Source organism: Neorhizobium phenanthreniclasticum (assembly GCF_040066075.1).
Lineage (GTDB): Bacteria > Pseudomonadota > Alphaproteobacteria > Rhizobiales > Rhizobiaceae > Neorhizobium > Neorhizobium petrolearium.
Window position 1 is genome coordinate 142,734 of the sequence record NZ_JBEAAL010000003.1, and the last position, 14,777, is coordinate 157,510.

At 61.8% G+C, this 14,777-nt stretch carries 14 protein-coding genes; 6 read left to right on the forward strand and 8 right to left on the reverse strand.

What is annotated here, in order from left to right; translation table 11 throughout:
• Nucleotides 1–39: 39 nt before the first annotated feature.
• The 3 genes from ABK249_RS06815 to ABK249_RS06825 all read right to left on the reverse strand — a co-directional run bounded on the left by ABK249_RS06815 (nt 40) and on the right by ABK249_RS06825 (nt 2,522).
• Nucleotides 40–357, reverse strand: a complete 318-nt coding sequence (locus ABK249_RS06815) for a chorismate mutase (protein ID WP_210053491.1) — start codon at nt 355–357, stop codon at nt 40–42.
• Nucleotides 358–372: 15 nt separating this feature from the next.
• Nucleotides 373–1,962: a signal recognition particle protein gene (gene ffh, locus ABK249_RS06820; protein ID WP_348862497.1), complete on the reverse strand. Its 1,590-nt coding sequence runs from the start codon at nt 1,960–1,962 to the stop codon at nt 373–375.
• A 230-nt stretch (nt 1,963–2,192) separates the two neighbouring features.
• A complete protein-coding gene (locus ABK249_RS06825; RefSeq protein ID WP_037156674.1) occupies nt 2,193–2,522 on the reverse strand; it encodes a nuclear transport factor 2-like protein in 330 nt (109 codons plus the stop codon).
• Between the two features lie 829 nt (nt 2,523–3,351).
• Between ABK249_RS06825 and dapF the strand changes: the two genes are divergently transcribed.
• The 5 genes from dapF to ABK249_RS06850 are packed head-to-tail and all read left to right on the forward strand — an operon-like array spanning nt 3,352 to nt 8,409.
• Nucleotides 3,352–4,254 carry a diaminopimelate epimerase gene (gene dapF / locus ABK249_RS06830; RefSeq protein WP_348862498.1) on the forward strand — a complete coding sequence of 301 codons (903 nt, stop codon included), beginning with the start codon at nt 3,352–3,354 and terminating at the stop codon, nt 4,252–4,254.
• Nucleotides 4,251–5,525 carry a tRNA (N(6)-L-threonylcarbamoyladenosine(37)-C(2))-methylthiotransferase MtaB gene (gene mtaB / locus ABK249_RS06835; RefSeq protein ID WP_037156680.1) on the forward strand — a complete coding sequence of 425 codons (1,275 nt, stop codon included), beginning with the start codon at nt 4,251–4,253 and terminating at the stop codon, nt 5,523–5,525. The genes dapF and mtaB overlap by 4 nt, the downstream gene beginning before the upstream one ends.
• A gap of 20 nt (nt 5,526–5,545) precedes the next feature.
• The gene (ftsY, locus tag ABK249_RS06840; protein ID WP_037156681.1) at nt 5,546–7,120 is read left to right on the forward strand and encodes a signal recognition particle-docking protein FtsY; all 1,575 of its coding nucleotides are present in this window, start codon (nt 5,546–5,548) and stop codon (nt 7,118–7,120) included.
• A gap of 51 nt (nt 7,121–7,171) precedes the next feature.
• Nucleotides 7,172–7,822 carry a septation protein A gene (locus ABK249_RS06845; RefSeq protein WP_037156682.1) on the forward strand — a complete coding sequence of 217 codons (651 nt, stop codon included), beginning with the start codon at nt 7,172–7,174 and terminating at the stop codon, nt 7,820–7,822.
• On the forward strand, nt 7,819–8,409 hold the full coding sequence (locus ABK249_RS06850; RefSeq protein ID WP_348862499.1) for a DUF2585 domain-containing protein: 591 nt from the start codon (nt 7,819–7,821) through the stop codon (nt 8,407–8,409). The genes ABK249_RS06845 and ABK249_RS06850 overlap by 4 nt, the downstream gene beginning before the upstream one ends.
• Here the strand turns inward: ABK249_RS06850 and ABK249_RS06855 are convergent, their stop codons facing one another.
• From ABK249_RS06855 to ccmA, 5 genes are all read right to left on the reverse strand, one after another.
• Nucleotides 8,410–9,015, reverse strand: a complete 606-nt coding sequence (locus ABK249_RS06855) for a DsbE family thiol:disulfide interchange protein (protein WP_348862500.1) — start codon at nt 9,013–9,015, stop codon at nt 8,410–8,412.
• Nucleotides 9,012–9,197, reverse strand: coding sequence for a heme exporter protein CcmD (ccmD, locus tag ABK249_RS06860; protein WP_037157268.1), 186 nt, complete (start codon nt 9,195–9,197; stop codon nt 9,012–9,014). Before ccmD ends, ABK249_RS06855 begins: the two co-directional genes overlap by 4 nt.
• Nucleotides 9,198–9,202: 5 nt before the next feature.
• Nucleotides 9,203–9,961, reverse strand: coding sequence for a heme ABC transporter permease (locus ABK249_RS06865; protein WP_037156688.1), 759 nt, complete (start codon nt 9,959–9,961; stop codon nt 9,203–9,205).
• 44 nt (nt 9,962–10,005) lie between these two features.
• Nucleotides 10,006–10,665, reverse strand: coding sequence for a heme exporter protein CcmB (gene ccmB, locus ABK249_RS06870; protein WP_037156690.1), 660 nt, complete (start codon nt 10,663–10,665; stop codon nt 10,006–10,008).
• A gap of 322 nt (nt 10,666–10,987) precedes the next feature.
• Nucleotides 10,988–11,632: a heme ABC exporter ATP-binding protein CcmA gene (gene ccmA, locus ABK249_RS06875; RefSeq protein ID WP_037156692.1), complete on the reverse strand. Its 645-nt coding sequence runs from the start codon at nt 11,630–11,632 to the stop codon at nt 10,988–10,990.
• A 269-nt stretch (nt 11,633–11,901) separates the two neighbouring features.
• On the opposite strand from ccmA, the gene acnA reads away from it, so the two are divergent.
• Nucleotides 11,902–14,595: an aconitate hydratase AcnA gene (acnA, locus tag ABK249_RS06880; RefSeq protein ID WP_037157272.1), complete on the forward strand. Its 2,694-nt coding sequence runs from the start codon at nt 11,902–11,904 to the stop codon at nt 14,593–14,595.
• The last annotated feature ends 182 nt before the right edge of the window (nt 14,596–14,777 follow it).

Sequence of the window (14,777 nt, forward strand, 5' to 3'; positions counted from 1 at the left end):
CTTGAGGCCGCCATCAGGCGGGCTGGTCTTCGATATGTTCTAAGCGGTTTCTTTCGTGCCGCCATGTTCGGCGGCGATGGCTTCATGATGCCGGATGACTTCCTTGATGACGAAGTTCAGAAACTTCTCGGCGAAATCCGGGTCCAGATGTGCTTCCTTCGCCAGACGGCGAAGGCGTTGGATCTGGTATTCCTCGCGCGCCGGGTCAGCCGGCGGCAGATCGTACTGGGCTTTCAGGACGCCCACTTCCTTGGTGCAGCGGAAACGTTCCGCCAGCATATGCACGAGCGCCGCGTCGATGTTGTCGATCGACTGGCGGTAGCTTGAAAGTCTTGCTTTGACTTCGGGGTCAACCACGAACGTCCTCCCTCATCACTTCTTCTTGGGCAGGCCGGGAAGCCCCGGGAAGCCGCCGCCCAAACCCGGCAAACCACCGGGCAGCTTGCCAGCGCCAAGGCCGGGAAGTCCGCCCATGCCGCCGCCGGGCAGGCCCGGCATCGAGCCCGGCTTCAAGCCTGCGGCCTCGGCCTGCTTCTGCAGCGCTTCGATCTGCTTCGGGTCGAGCTTGGAAAGGTCGGGCATGCCGTCCATCCCGCCCATTCCGCCGAGACCCATCTTCGAGGCAAGGCCGCCCATCATCTGCTTCATCATGCCGCCCTTGCCCTTGCCGCCCATCATTTTCATCATGTCGGCCATCTGGCGGTGCATTTTCAGAAGCTTGTTGATGTCGGAGGCATCGGTGCCGGAACCGGCAGCGATGCGCTTCTTGCGGGAATGCTTCAGGATATCGGGATTGGCGCGCTCAGCCTTGGTCATCGACTGGATAATGGCGATCTGGCGGTCGAACATCTTGTCGTTCATGCCTGAGGCGGCGAGCTTGTCCTTCATGCCGGCCATGCCCGGCATCATGCCCATGATGCCGCCCATGCCGCCGAGCGACTTCATCTGTTTCAGCTGTTCGGCGAGGTCGTTCAGGTCGAACTTGCCCGATTGCATCTTCTTCGCCATCGCCGCGGCTTTTTCCGCATCGATGTTTTCCGCAGCCTTCTCGACCAGCGAGACGATGTCGCCCATGCCCAAGATGCGGTCGGCGATGCGGCGGGGATGGAATTCCTCCATCTCCGTCATCTTCTCGCCGGTGCCGATCAGCTTGATCGGCTTGCCGGTGACGGCGCGCATCGAAAGAGCAGCACCGCCGCGGCCGTCGCCGTCCATGCGGGTCAGGACGAGGCCTGTGATGCCGACGCGTTCATCGAAATTGCGGGCCAGGTTGACGGCATCCTGACCGGTCAGGCTATCGGCGACGAGCAGGATCTCATGCGGATTGGACTTCCGCTTGATCTCCGCCATTTCCTGCATCAACGGTTCGTCGATATGGGTGCGGCCGGCAGTGTCGAGGATGACCACGTCATGGCCGCCGAGTTTTGCCGCCTGCACGGCGCGCGCAGCGATATCGGTCGGCGACTGGCCGGCGATGATCGGCAGCGTGTCGACGCCGGTCTGGACGCCGAGCTGACGGAGCTGCTCCTGGGCTGCCGGGCGGCGCGTGTCAAGCGACGCCATCAGCACTTTCTTCTTTTCGCGATCGGTCAGCCGCTTGGCGATCTTTCCGGTCGTGGTCGTCTTGCCCGAGCCCTGAAGGCCGACCATCATGATGACGACGGGAGCCACAGCATGCAGGTCGATGCCCACACCCTCCGAGCCCAGCATCTCGACGAGCTCGTCATGGACGATCTTGACGACCATCTGGCCGGGCTTGATCGATTTGAGGACTTCCGCGCCGACGGCCTTTTCACGAACCTTGTCGGTGAAGGACCGGACGACTTCCAGCGCCACGTCCGCTTCCAGAAGCGCACGGCGAACCTCGCGCAGGGCGGCGGAAACATCCGCTTCGCTCAATGCGCCACGGCCGGTCAGTCCACTCAAGATGGAGCCAAGACGGTCCTGGAGGCTTTCGAACATCGTTTCTTCCTTCTCGCGTTTCGGGGATTTCCAGAAACGTCGGGTCTCTCCGCGACAAAAACAAGACACAAAGCCAAAAAGCACCCGAGGGCGCAACGCGCTGTCGGGTGTTGACCTCCGGGCTCAGTCTATCGGCCCCGGTCGGCGGCTCCAAGTTCTCGACTTGTCAGCAGATCGCCGGGCTTAAACAGGAAAGGGGCGGGAAAGTCAAGGCTTGCCAGTGCACGTCCCTAAACGTCCCGCCCGAAGTAAACCTCGATCGAAGCGATCCGGTCACCCTGGAAGGTCATCAGTTCGAGATTGCGGAAAGCGCCGCCGGCGACCTTTTCTCCCTTGTATCCGACGACAACCTCATCGCCACTGACGAACAGCCGTTCCACGACGATATGGCTGAAGATCGGCGGTTGCGGCCAGCAGCGCTCGAAATACATGGCCTTGTCAATATGGTCGTCGCGTGGGCTCGAAAAAGTAAAATCATCCGTCAGCAGCGGATCGGTCAGGTCTTTTCGGTTGGCCAGGTAATTGGCGAAGAGCTTCCGAACGGTTTCCGCCTTATCCATATCCGTCTCCTTATCTGATTGCATTATGCAATCAGTTTGAGGCAAAGATATGGCGGCGTTGGTTGTTTGAGGAGGTCAGTGCGCCGATCCGATCTCCCCTTGAGGGGGAGATGCCCGGCAGGGCAGAGGGGGGTATGGTGAGGTAAATCAAAGCCTTGGCAAAAATCGACAGGAAAAACGTCTCTGTTCATCCCCGCCCTCTCACCTTGTACCTACAATCTCCCCGTCCCGCATCGGATACACCGGAAGGCGTTCCGGCGAGGCGGGGCTGGCGCGGGCGGTGAGGGTAAGACGCAGAACCTCATCGTCCGGGTCCGCGGAAAATGGTCTCCCTCCGGCGACACGGGGGAAGCGAAAAGGTTGCGGACCGGCCTTTCGCTTCTGATGCCCGAACAGCGCGCCGGGCGTGGCGAGCATGTCCCGCCCGGCTTTGCCGGGCGAAAGGTACATGCTCCACTTAAAGAGCCAAAGCCGGCTATCCGCGATCTCTGATCGCGGGCGGCTTTGGGGCGGCACACATGGTGGCCCGACGGATGGTTTCGCCGGATTTCTTGTCCGTCGATCCAATCGAAAGCCCGGCGGCAGAAAACCGTCCGGAAGGGCCAAGGCAGAGGGATCGGAGTCGCGGGCATAAACCGCCGAACGGGGCGCTGAGAGGTGCTACCCAAAACTAAAACTCAAGAGGCAGCTTTCAGCGCCCCGTCCGAAACGAAGTACCGACCATCACCAAGGGGTGAGTCTATCCATCTGCGCCCACTGGTAATTTCCCCGCATTTCCGCCATATACGCCCCAAGAGACCGGCATTTTGCCCGGAATGGATTGAGCGTCATGGCAGATATGGTCGAATTCGCGAAGATGAACGGGCTTGGAAACGAGATCCTGGTCATCGACATGCGCGGCCGCACCGACAAGGTGACGCCGGAGGCCGCCATTGCTCTGAACGCCGATCCTGCCTCCCGGTTCGATCAGATCATGGCGATCCACGATCCGAAGGCGGAAGGCACCGATGCCTTTATCGACATCCTCAACTCCGACGGTTCCAAGGCGCAGGCCTGTGGCAACGGTACGCGCTGCGTCGTCCAGGCGCTTGCCGCCGAGACCGGCCGCAAGGCCTTCACCTTCCAGACGGTCGCGGGCATTTTGAACGCTCGGGAGCACGAAGACGGCACGATCTCGGTCGACATGGGCAAGCCGGTGTTCGAATGGAACCGCATTCCACTCGCGGAAGAATTCTTCGATACGAGCCGTATCGAACTGCAGATCGGGCCGATCGATCGGCCGGTGCTGCATTCGCCGTCGGTCATGTCGATGGGCAATCCGCATGCGATCTTCTGGGTCGATCGCGACCCGATGAGCTTCGATCTCGAACGTTTCGGCCCGCTCCTCGAAAACCACCCGATGTTTCCGGAAAAGGCCAATATCACGCTGGCGCAGGTCTCATCCCCCTCGTCGCTCCGCACCCGCACCTGGGAGCGCGCTGCCGGGCTGACGCTCGCCTGTGGTTCGGCGGCTTGCGCCTCTGCTGTGTCCGCCGCGCGCACCGGCCGCACGGGCCGCAAGGTGACGATCGATGTCGCTTCCAGCCCGGTCCGCCAGCCGCTCGTCATCGAATGGCGGGAAGACGACCATGTCGTGATGACCGGCCCGGCCGAATGGGAATGGTCCGGCAAGGTCGATCCGCAAACAGGCCGCTTCACGCGAGACCAGGAGCGGGAGGCCGGGGTCAATTGAGCGGCGTCGATGTCATCACCTTCGGCTGTCGGCTCAACACCTATGAATCGGAAGTGATGCGGGCCGAAGCCGAAAAGGCGGGGCTCAACAATGCGATCCTCGTCAATACCTGCGCCGTCACCGGCGAAGCCGTCCGCCAGGCCCGCCAGGCGATCCGCCGCGCCCGGCGTGAAAATCCGCATGCCCGCATCATCGTCACCGGCTGCGCCGCCCAGACGGAAAAGCAGACCTTTGCCGACATGGCGGAAGTCGATGCCGTGCTCGGCAACGAGGAGAAGCTGAAAAGCGTGTCCTACCGTGCGCTTCCGGATTTCGGCGTCTCGGCGGAAGAGAAGCTGCGCGTCAACGACATCATGAGCGTCAGGGCCACGGCGCCGCAGATGGTCAGACATATCGACGGGCATGTGCGCGCCTTCATCCAGGTGCAGAACGGCTGCGACCACCGCTGCACTTTCTGCATCATCCCCTATGGCCGCGGCAATTCCCGGTCCGTGCCGATGGGCGCCGTGGTCGATCAGGCCCGCAAACTCACCGAAAGCGGCTATCGCGAGATCGTTTTGACCGGCGTCGATGCCACCAGCTACGGCGCCGATCTTCCCGGTCAGCCGTCACTTGGCTACCTGGCGAAGACATTGCTGAAACAGGTGCCGGAGATTCTTCGCCTGCGTCTCTCCTCTATCGACAGCATCGAGGCGGACAAGCACCTCTGGGACCTGATCGCCGACGAGCCGCGTTTCATGCCGCATCTGCATCTTTCCCTGCAGCACGGCGACGACCTGATCCTGAAGCGGATGAAGCGCCGCCATTCGCGCGCCGATGCACTCGCCTTCACCGAACAGGCGCGGCGGCTCCGACCCGATATTGCTTTCGGGGCCGACATGATCGCGGGTTTCCCGACCGAAACGGAAGAAATGTTCGGGAATGCCGCGACGCTTGCGGAAGAGGCCGGTATCTCCTTCCTGCACGTCTTCCCCTACAGCCCGCGGCCCGGCACGCCGGCGGCACGCATGCCGCAGCTCGACCGGGCGCTGGTCAAGGATCGCGCAGCAAGGCTGCGTGCCCGTGGCGAGGTGCTGCATCGGGCACACCTTGATCGCATGGTCGGCACCGAGCAGTCGGTCATCATCGAGAACAATGGCATGGCCCATACTGAAAACTTTTCGCTGGTTGCGGCACCCGGCCTTGTTCCCCGCGACTTCAAGCGCGTTATCATTACCGGCCATGACGGCAGACATCTGGACATGCAGGTGATGCCTGCCCTGGCGGCATAACCGGAACGGATTGATCTCTCATGGCATTGGGCTTCATCAAACGCGTCTTCACCTTCGGCAAGCCCGCCGAAGAGCAGGCACCTGAGGCTGAAAGGCCGGAAGACGTTGCAGCCGTAGAAGCGGAGCTCGAACCGAAATCCCGCGACGAAGACCTGCCGGTTTCGCCCGTCGATCCGGTGGCGCCAACGGAGATCGAGACAGCGGGTGGACCTGCGGCGGATAGCGTCGGCGAGGATGAGGCCCGGTCGGCTGCGCCTTCCGAACCGGAAGCGGCCGACGACGAGGATGTTTCTCCGCTCCTTCCCGCTGCGGAAGCCAATACCGATATCGGCGTGGTGCCGTTGTCGCTTCTTCAAGCGGAAGCCGAGGCTGAGGAAGAAGAGGTTGCATCTGCGGAAGCACCCCCCTCTGCCCTGCCGGGCATCTCCCCTTCAAGGGGGGAGATCACGGATGAGCCGCCTCATCCGGCATTGGACGAAACTGCCGCAGATTCGAAGCCTGCTTTAGGGCAGGGAGCGAGCCGCGACTCGATCTCCCCCCTTGAGGGGGAGATGCCCGGCAGGGCAGAGGGGGGTGCTTCCTCGGAAGATGAGGCTAGAGAAGCCCCCGTCCTCCCCAAAGGTTTTTCCGCTTCCCGCCCGGAACCCCCGCCCGCGCCGGTTGCTCTTCAACCAAAACTCACCTGGTTCCAGCGCCTGCGGGCAGGTCTTGCCCGCACCTCATCGCAGCTTACCGGCCAGATCACGGCGCTGTTCACCAAGCGCAAGCTGGATGAGGACACGCTGGAGGAGCTGGAAGACCTGCTGATCCAGGCGGATCTCGGCGTCGAGACGGCCATGCGCATCACCGGTGCGCTGTCCTCGGAGCGCTATGGCAAGGACGTCACCGGCGAGGACGTCTCGCGCATCATGGCTGGCGAGATCACCAAGGTCCTGTCTCCGGTCGCCAAGCCGCTACAGCTCGATCTCAATCACAAGCCGCATGTCATTCTCGTCGTCGGCGTCAACGGCACGGGCAAGACGACGACGATCGGCAAGCTCGCAGCAAAGCTCTCCGGTGCCGGCCTCAAGGTCATGCTTGCCGCCGGCGACACCTTTCGCGCGGCCGCAATCGAGCAGTTGAAGATCTGGGCGGACCGCACCGGATCGGAATTCATCGGCACCAGGCTCGGTGCGGATGCGGCAGGGCTTGCCTATGACGCCTACGAACAGGCGCGCGCCAACAAATCGGATGTTCTCATCATCGATACGGCCGGCCGGCTGCAGAACCGCACCGAGCTGATGGCCGAACTCGAAAAGATCGTCCGGGTGCTGGGCAAGCTCGATCCGGATGCGCCGCACACGGTTCTCCAGACGCTGGACGCCACGACCGGCCAGAACGCCATGCAGCAGGTGGAGATCTTCCGCAACGTGGCGGGCGTCAGCGGTCTCATCATGACCAAGCTCGACGGCACGGCGCGTGGGGGCATCTTGGTCGCCATCGCCGCCAAGCACAAGCTGCCGGTCTATTTCATCGGCGTCGGCGAGGGCGTCGACGACCTCGAACCGTTCGAGGCGCAGGATTTTGCCAGCGCTATTGCCGGTTTGACGCATTGATGACACAGAAAGACGATTTGGCTTTGCCGGTACGAGTTAAAGTTGGAACCCATGCAGACGATTGAAAGCGACATCACGCCGACCAAGGAAGAAAAGCAGCATCCCATGCTGAAGCTGGCGCTCGAAATCGGCCCGCTTCTCGTCTTCTTTTTCGGCAACCTGCGCGGTGAATGGCTCGTCGCGAAATTCCCGGCGCTTTCGGCGATCGGCGGGCCGCTTCTCATCGCGACGGCCCTCTTCATGGTCGCGACCGTCGTTTCGCTGGTCATATCGAAGATCGTCTTCCATCATCTGCCGGTCATGCCCTTCGTTTCCGGCATCGTGGTCATGATTTTCGGCTCGCTGTCGATCTGGCTGCAGGACGAGACCTTCATCAAGATGAAGCCGACCATCGTCAATTCGCTGTTCGGGGTGACGCTGCTTGTGGGGCTGATGTTCGGCAAATCGTTGCTCGGCTATGTCTTCAACGCCGCATTCCAGCTTGACGAAACAGGCTGGAAGAAGCTGACGCTCCGCTGGGGCATCTTCTTCCTGTTCCTCGCCGTGCTGAACGAGGTGGTCTGGCGCAATTTCTCCGATGCGGTCTGGGTCAACTTCAAGGTCTGGGGCACGATGCCGATCACCATCGCCTTCACACTCGCCCAGATGCCGCTCATCATGCGGCACACAATTGCCGAGCCCGCTGTGGAAACCGAAAAGTGACGGCATTCGACCTTTCCTCCTCCGGCTCCTCGTCAAAGCGCTGGCTGCTTGCCGCGCTTGCCCTCTTCTTGGGCCAGATTGCCATTCTCTACTGGATGGGCCGTATTCCGATTTGCGAGTGCGGGTTCGTGAAGCTCTGGGAAGGCGGGGTGAACACCAGCGGCAACTCGCAGCACCTGTCCGACTGGTACACGCCGTCCCACATCATCCACGGCTTCCTTTTCTACGGTCTCGGCTGGCTGATCCTGCGCCGCGCGCCACTCACCGGGCGGCTTTCGCTGGCGATCCTGATCGAGGCGGCCTGGGAGATTGCGGAAAACTCGCCGATCATCATCGATCGCTATCGTACCGCGACCATGGCGCTCGGCTATACCGGCGACAGCATCATCAATTCGGCGATGGACACCGTCTTCATGGTGATCGGTTTCTTCGCCGCCGCGCGCCTGCCGGTCTGGCTGACGGTCGTGATCGCGATCTTCTTCGAGCTGCTGACCGGCTTCATCATCCGCGACAACCTGACCCTCAACGTGCTGATGCTCATTTGGCCGGTCGATGCGATCCGCGAATGGCAGGCGGCGCTGCCCTGATCAGCTCTTGGCGGCTGTCGCCTTTTCGATCGCCGGCATGAGTTCCTGGGTCAGGCTGCGCTCGTCGAAAGGCCCGACGCGTTTGTAGAGGATCGTGCCGTCCGGCCCCACCAGATAGCTCTCCGGAATGCCGTAGACGCCCCAGTCGATCGCCGCCTTGCCGTTCGGATCGACGCCGATTGCCTTATAAGGATTGCCGAGTTCACCGAGGAAACGCAATGCGTTGTCATTGCGGTCCTTGTAGTTGATGCCGACGATATTCAGCCGGCTGTCATCGGCCAGGGCCTTGAGGATCGGATGTTCCTGCCGGCAGGGCACGCACCACGAGGCGAAGACGTTGACGAGCGTCAGCTTGCCGGTGATCGCAGCGTCGGTCAGAGCGGCCGTGTTCGAACCTTCGAGCGGTGGGAGCGAAAGTGACGGGTTTTTTTTGCCGATCAGCGCCGAGGGGATGGCGGAAATGTCGCGGCCGTTGACGTCCTGGTCGTAGAGCATCTTGCCGGCAACGCCTGCAAAGCCGAGGAAAACAATGAGCGGGATCAGCGCCAGCGCGTAGCGTGCGAAGCCTTTGCGCTGTACCGGCTGGTTTTCGGTCTCGACGCTCATGATGCGTCACCCTTCGCCAGGTCACCCTTGGGCTGTGCTGAACGGCGGCGGATACCGGAGGCTTCGAGTTCCGCCAGTTCCTTCTGCCGGGCGCGGCCGTCAAGCCATACCCAGCCGATCAGACAGAGGGTAATCAAGGCGGTGACCGCATAGGACATGGAGATGTAGAACGTATGCGTCATCATCCTTAAGCCTCCCGTCCGGCCATGCGCGCCGCCATGCGGCGCTGGGCGGCAATGCGCCTGCGCCAGATCTCGTTGCGCATCGCCATCACATGCAGGGTGAAGAAGAGCAGCGTAAAGGCAATGGCCATGATCAGCAGGGGCCACAGAAACTCCGGATCGATGGTCGGGCCATCCATGCGGACGACGCTCGCCGGCTGGTGCAGCGTGTTCCACCAGTCGACCGAAAACTTGATGATCGGAATGTTGACGAAGCCGACGAGGATGAGAACGGCGGAGACGCGCGCGGCCCTGGAGGGATCGTCCATGGCGCGGTTCAGCGCGATCAGGCCGAGATACATGAGGAAGAGCACGAAGACGGAGGTCAGCCGCGCATCCCAGACCCACCAGGTGCCCCACATGGGCTTGCCCCAGAGCGAGCCGGTGGCGAGCGCAATCAGCGTGAAGGCGGCGCCGAGCGGGGCGGCCGCCTTGTGGCTGACGTCGGCGAGCGGATGGCGCCAGACCAGCGTGCCGATCGCCGAAGCGGCCATAACCGTGTAGCACATCATCGACAGCCAGGCGGCCGGCACGTGGATGTACATGATGCGAACCGTCTGGCCCTGCTGGTAATCGCCTTCCGTCGTGAAGCTCAGATAAAGCCCTATGGCAAAAAGGATCGCCGTGATCGACGCCATCCAGGGCAATATCCGGGCCGCAAGTGCCAGGAAGTGTGTCGGATTGGCGAGATCGCTGAACTTGGTGATGGCGAGGCTTTCTGACATGGAATCTTTCTAAACTGCCATAGCGCTGGATGTCTTGATTCTAGTCAATCGCCGGCATTCTTCAACGCCAGTGCCGCACCGAGCGGGCCGAGAACGGCAAAAAACATCGTGATCGCCACTAATATCAGGAAAGGCGGCATAAACGGGGCAGGATCCTCGACCGCCGCGTAGGAGGCGCTGACACCGAAGATCAGCACCGGAATTGCAAGCGGCAGCACGAGGATCGAGACCAGAAGGCCGCCGCGAGGCAGCGCCACCGCGACCGCCGCGCCGACCGCGCCGATGAACGTGAGTGCTGGCGTGCCGACCAGCAGCGTCAGCATGGTGGCGCCGATCGCAACCTCGTTCATGTTCATGAAGAGGCCGAGAAGCGGTGAGGCGATGACGAGCGGCAGGCCGTTGCCGAGCCAATGCGCCAGGCACTTGACGAGCACCGTCAGGACCAGCGGATGTTCCTGCATCAGCAGGAGGTCGAGAGACCCATCTTCTCGATCGGTCTGGAACATACGGTCGAGGCCTAAAAGGGCGGAAAGCAGTGCGCCGATCCAGACGATCGCCGGGCCGATGCGCGACAAGAGATTGAGGTCCGGGCCGACGCCGAAGGGGATGACGGCGACCACCGTCATGAAGAACAAGACGCCGATCAGCGCCCCTCCGCCGGCGCGCACCGAAAGTTTCAGGTCGCGGAGAAGGAGGGAGATCATGGAAAGCGCTCCGCCATTGCTCCTGGCCCTTCGCTTCGTCTCATGGCGTTCGGCGCTGCAATCGATTCACTGGATCGATTGCTCTGCACCGCAGATCGCGTCTCACTCCCCTCTGCCCTGCCGGGCATCTCCCCCTCATGGGGGGAGATCGGCAAGACGCACAGGCTTCCCAAAATGTCGATCGTATTCAACACCGCTTCGGCAGCCGAAAGCCTGTGTTTGGGCCGAGACTTCGCCGCTATTCGATCTCCCCCCTTGAGGGGGAGATGCCCGGCAGGGCAGAGGGGGGTAACGAGGATATGAAGAGGGAAGTAAAAGGCCATCACCACATCCCCTCCATCACACCCGTAAATCCCGTCATCGGCAGTTCTTTCGCATTCTCCAGCCCTAGCGGCTGGTGGGTCGCGGCGAGCACGATGCCGCCATCGGCCAGGTGCGCCTTGATCAGGTTCGTGAAGACGCTTTCGGCGTTCACATCGAGTGCCGCGGTCGGCTCGTCGAGGATCCAGACCGGCCGATGAGCGACAAGCAGCTTGGCGAAGGCCATGCGGCGCTGCTGTCCCGCCGAGAGGTAACCGAAGGGAAGATGGGTGATGTCGCCGAGGCCGACGGCTTCCGCCGCTTCACTGATGGAGACCCCCTGGCCGCCCTCGAAATCGCCGAGGAACTCCTTCCAGAAGGAGAGGTTTTCAAAGACCGAGAGTTCCGCCTTCATGGCGTTGCGATGGCCGAGATAGTGGCAGGCCTCGGCCGCGCGCATCCCTGATTCGGCTGCGTCGGAATGCCATGTCACCCGACCGGTTTCGGGATGCAGCAATCCCGCCACCACCCGCAGCAGGGTTGATTTTCCGGACCCGTTCCGCCCTGTCAGAACAAGGCTTTCACCGGTCCCCAGGTTAAAAGAGATGCCCTTGAAAATCAGGTCCTGCCCGCGTCTGGCGCTCAAATTTTCGGCCGTCAGCCGCATGTCGGAGACCTTCGTTCGGGTTTCGCTCGCCCCTATCCAAAAAATTGTTCGAGATGGGGCTTCAAGTGTCTGGAACCCTTCTTAGAAATTATCTATAAGCACTGCAACCACGCCAGCGGCCGGCGTGATTTCCATCTTGCGCCGAACCTGAAGACCCACAAATCTTCTCGTGCGGACAGCGGAAATGGTCGCACCCGCATCCTGATGTGCATGAAGTGCATAGGCGTCCGCACGCGCGTGTTGGCTCTATATCAGCGGGGTTGTTTTCCGTGACCAAATCTCTCGACAGCTTCAATTGTCGTTCCGTCCTGACCGTGGGCGGCAAGGACTACGTCTATTACAGCCTGCCCAAGGCAGAGCAGAACGGTCTTCCGGGCGTCTCGAAGCTTCCCTTCTCCATGAAGGTCCTTCTCGAGAACCTGCTCCGCTTCGAAGACGGCCAGTCCGTCACCAAGGAACAGATCCTTGCTGTTGCCGAATGGCTGAACAACAAGGGGCAGACCGAAGCCGAAATCGCATATCGCCCGGCCCGCGTGCTGATGCAGGATTTCACCGGCGTTCCGGCGGTGGTCGACCTTGCCGCGATGCGCGACGGCATCAAGGCGCTTGGCGGTGATCCGGAAAAGATCAATCCGCTCGTTCCGGTCGATCTCGTCATCGACCACTCGGTCATTGTCGATGAATTCGGCACGCCGCAGGCCTTTGCCCGCAACGTCGAGCTGGAATACCAGCGCAACGGCGAACGCTACCGCTTCCTGAAATGGGGCCAGCAGGCGTTCAAGAATTTCCGCGTCGTTCCGCCCGGCACCGGCATCTGTCACCAGGTCAACCTCGAATATCTCGGCCAGACCGTCTGGACCAAGGAAGAGGATGGCGAAACGGTCGCCTATCCTGACACCTGCGTCGGCACCGATTCGCATACCACGATGATCAACGGCCTCGGCGTTCTCGGCTGGGGTGTGGGTGGTATCGAAGCAGAAGCCGCCATGCTCGGCCAGCCGGTCTCGATGCTGCTGCCGGAAGTCATCGGCTTCAAGCTGACCGGCAAGCTGAAGGAAGGCGTCACCGCGACCGACCTCGTGCTGACCGTCGTGCAGATGCTGCGCAAGAAGGGCGTGGTTTCGAAGTTCGTCGAATTCTTCGGCCCGGGCATGGACAACATGCCGCTCGCCGACCGCGCCACGATCGGCAACATGGGTCCGGAATACGGCGCGACCTGCGGCTTCTTCCCGGTCGACGGCGAAACGATCAACTATCTCAACATGTCCGGCCGCACGAAGGAGCGCATCGCGCTCGTCGAGGCCTATTCGAAGGCGCAGGGCATGTGGCGCGAGGGCGACGGTTCCGACCTCGTCTTCACCGATACGCTGGAACTCGACCTCGGCGACGTCGTGCCGTCGATGGCCGGCCCGAAGCGCCCGGAAGGCCGCATCGCGCTCGAAAACATCGCGTCCGGCTTTGCCGGTTCGATGGACACCGACTACAAGAAGCCCGGCCAGCTCAATAACCGCTATGCGGTCGAAGGCACCGACTTCGATCTCGGGCATGGCGATGTGGCGATTGCCGCCATTACGTCCTGCACCAACACCTCCAACCCGTCGGTGCTGATCGCTGCCGGCCTTCTCGCCCGCAATGCGGTCGCCAAGGGCCTCAAGACCAAGCCCTGGGTCAAGACTTCGCTGGCGCCCGGATCCCAGGTCGTCGGCGAATATCTCGCAAAGTCCGGCCTGCAGGCTGATCTCGACAAGCTCGGTTTCAACCTCGTCGGGTTCGGCTGCACCACCTGCATCGGCAATTCCGGTCCGCTGCCGGCGCCGATCTCCAAGACGATCAACGACAAGGGCCTCATCGTTTCGGGCGTGCTCTCGGGCAACCGCAACTTCGAAGGCCGCATCTCGCCGGACGTCCAGGCGAACTACCTTGCCTCGCCGCCGCTCGTCGTCGCCTATGCGCTCGCCGGCACGGTGCAGAAGGACCTGACTTCCGAGCCGCTCGGCGAAGACCAGAACGGCAAGCCGGTCTACCTCAAGGATATCTGGCCGACCTCGAAGGAAGTGCAGGAATTCATCCTGAAATACGTCACCCGCGAACTTTACGAAACCAAGTATGCCGACGTCTTCAAGGGCGATGCAAATTGGCAGGCGGTCAACGTTCCTCCGGGGCAGACCTATGCCTGGGACGACGACTCGACCTATGTCCAGAACCCGCCCTACTTCGTCGGCATGGGCAAGAAGGGCAGCGGCATCAAGGACATCAAGGGCGCCCGCGTCCTCGGTCTCTTCGGCGACAAGATCACCACCGACCACATTTCTCCGGCCGGTTCGATCAAGGCCGCTTCGCCCGCCGGTGCCTACCTTACCGAGCACGGCGTCGCGGTTGCCGACTTCAACCAGTACGGCACACGGCGTGGCAACCATGAAGTGATGATGCGCGGCACGTTTGCCAATATCCGCATCCGCAACCACATGCTCGGCCCGAACGGCAAGGAAGGTGGCTACACCATCCACTATCCGTCGAAGGAAGAGATGTCGATCTATGACGCGGCCATGAAGTACAAGGCTGAGGGCGTTCCGCTCGTCATCTTCGCCGGCGTCGAATACGGCAACGGGTCGTCGCGCGACTGGGCGGCCAAGGGCACCAACCTGCTCGGCGTCAAAGCGGTCATCGCCCAATCCTTCGAGCGCATCCACCGTTCGAACCTGGTCGGCATGGGCGTCGTACCCTTCGTTTTCGAGGAAGGTACGACCTGGGCAAGCCTTGGTCTCAAGGGCGACGAGACGGTCACCATCGAGGGCCTGGAAGGCGACATCAAGCCGCGCGAGTGGAAGACCGCCAAGATCACCTACGGCGACGGTACGGTGAAGGAGATCAACATCCTTTGCCGCATCGATACGCTCGACGAGGTCATCTACATGAACAACGGCGGCATCCTGCAGACCGTTCTTCGCGATCTTGCCGCCTGATCTTGTCGGATGGTCACCCGCCGGCGAAGGTCGGCGGGTGAATTGCGGAAGAGTGTAGATTCCCACTCAAATCCCCTCACCTGCGATATCCAGCACTTAGCTTTCAGCTAAGATGTTGAAATCGCTTTCTCTCCCCAAGGGGAGAGATCGGGATGCCGCGCTGCCACGAGTCTACCTCTCCC

What these genes read in the sequence shown, in the direction of transcription:
- ffh (WP_348862497.1), bottom strand. Translation starts at nt 1,962, where the DNA reads ATGTTCGAAAGCCTCCAGGACCGTCTTGGCTCCATCTTGAGTGGACTG.
- ABK249_RS06825 (WP_037156674.1), bottom strand. Translation starts at nt 2,522, where the DNA reads ATGGATAAGGCGGAAACCGTTCGGAAGCTCTTCGCCAATTACCTGGCC.
- dapF (WP_348862498.1), top strand. Translation starts at nt 3,352, where the DNA reads ATGGCAGATATGGTCGAATTCGCGAAGATGAACGGGCTTGGAAACGAG.
- ftsY (WP_037156681.1), top strand. Translation starts at nt 5,546, where the DNA reads ATGGCATTGGGCTTCATCAAACGCGTCTTCACCTTCGGCAAGCCCGCC.
- ABK249_RS06845 (WP_037156682.1), top strand. Translation starts at nt 7,172, where the DNA reads ATGCAGACGATTGAAAGCGACATCACGCCGACCAAGGAAGAAAAGCAG.
- ABK249_RS06855 (WP_348862500.1), bottom strand. Translation starts at nt 9,015, where the DNA reads ATGAGCGTCGAGACCGAAAACCAGCCGGTACAGCGCAAAGGCTTCGCA.
- ccmD (WP_037157268.1), bottom strand. Translation starts at nt 9,197, where the DNA reads ATGACGCATACGTTCTACATCTCCATGTCCTATGCGGTCACCGCCTTG.
- ABK249_RS06865 (WP_037156688.1), bottom strand. Translation starts at nt 9,961, where the DNA reads ATGTCAGAAAGCCTCGCCATCACCAAGTTCAGCGATCTCGCCAATCCG.
- ccmB (WP_037156690.1), bottom strand. Translation starts at nt 10,665, where the DNA reads ATGATCTCCCTCCTTCTCCGCGACCTGAAACTTTCGGTGCGCGCCGGC.
- ccmA (WP_037156692.1), bottom strand. Translation starts at nt 11,632, where the DNA reads ATGCGGCTGACGGCCGAAAATTTGAGCGCCAGACGCGGGCAGGACCTG.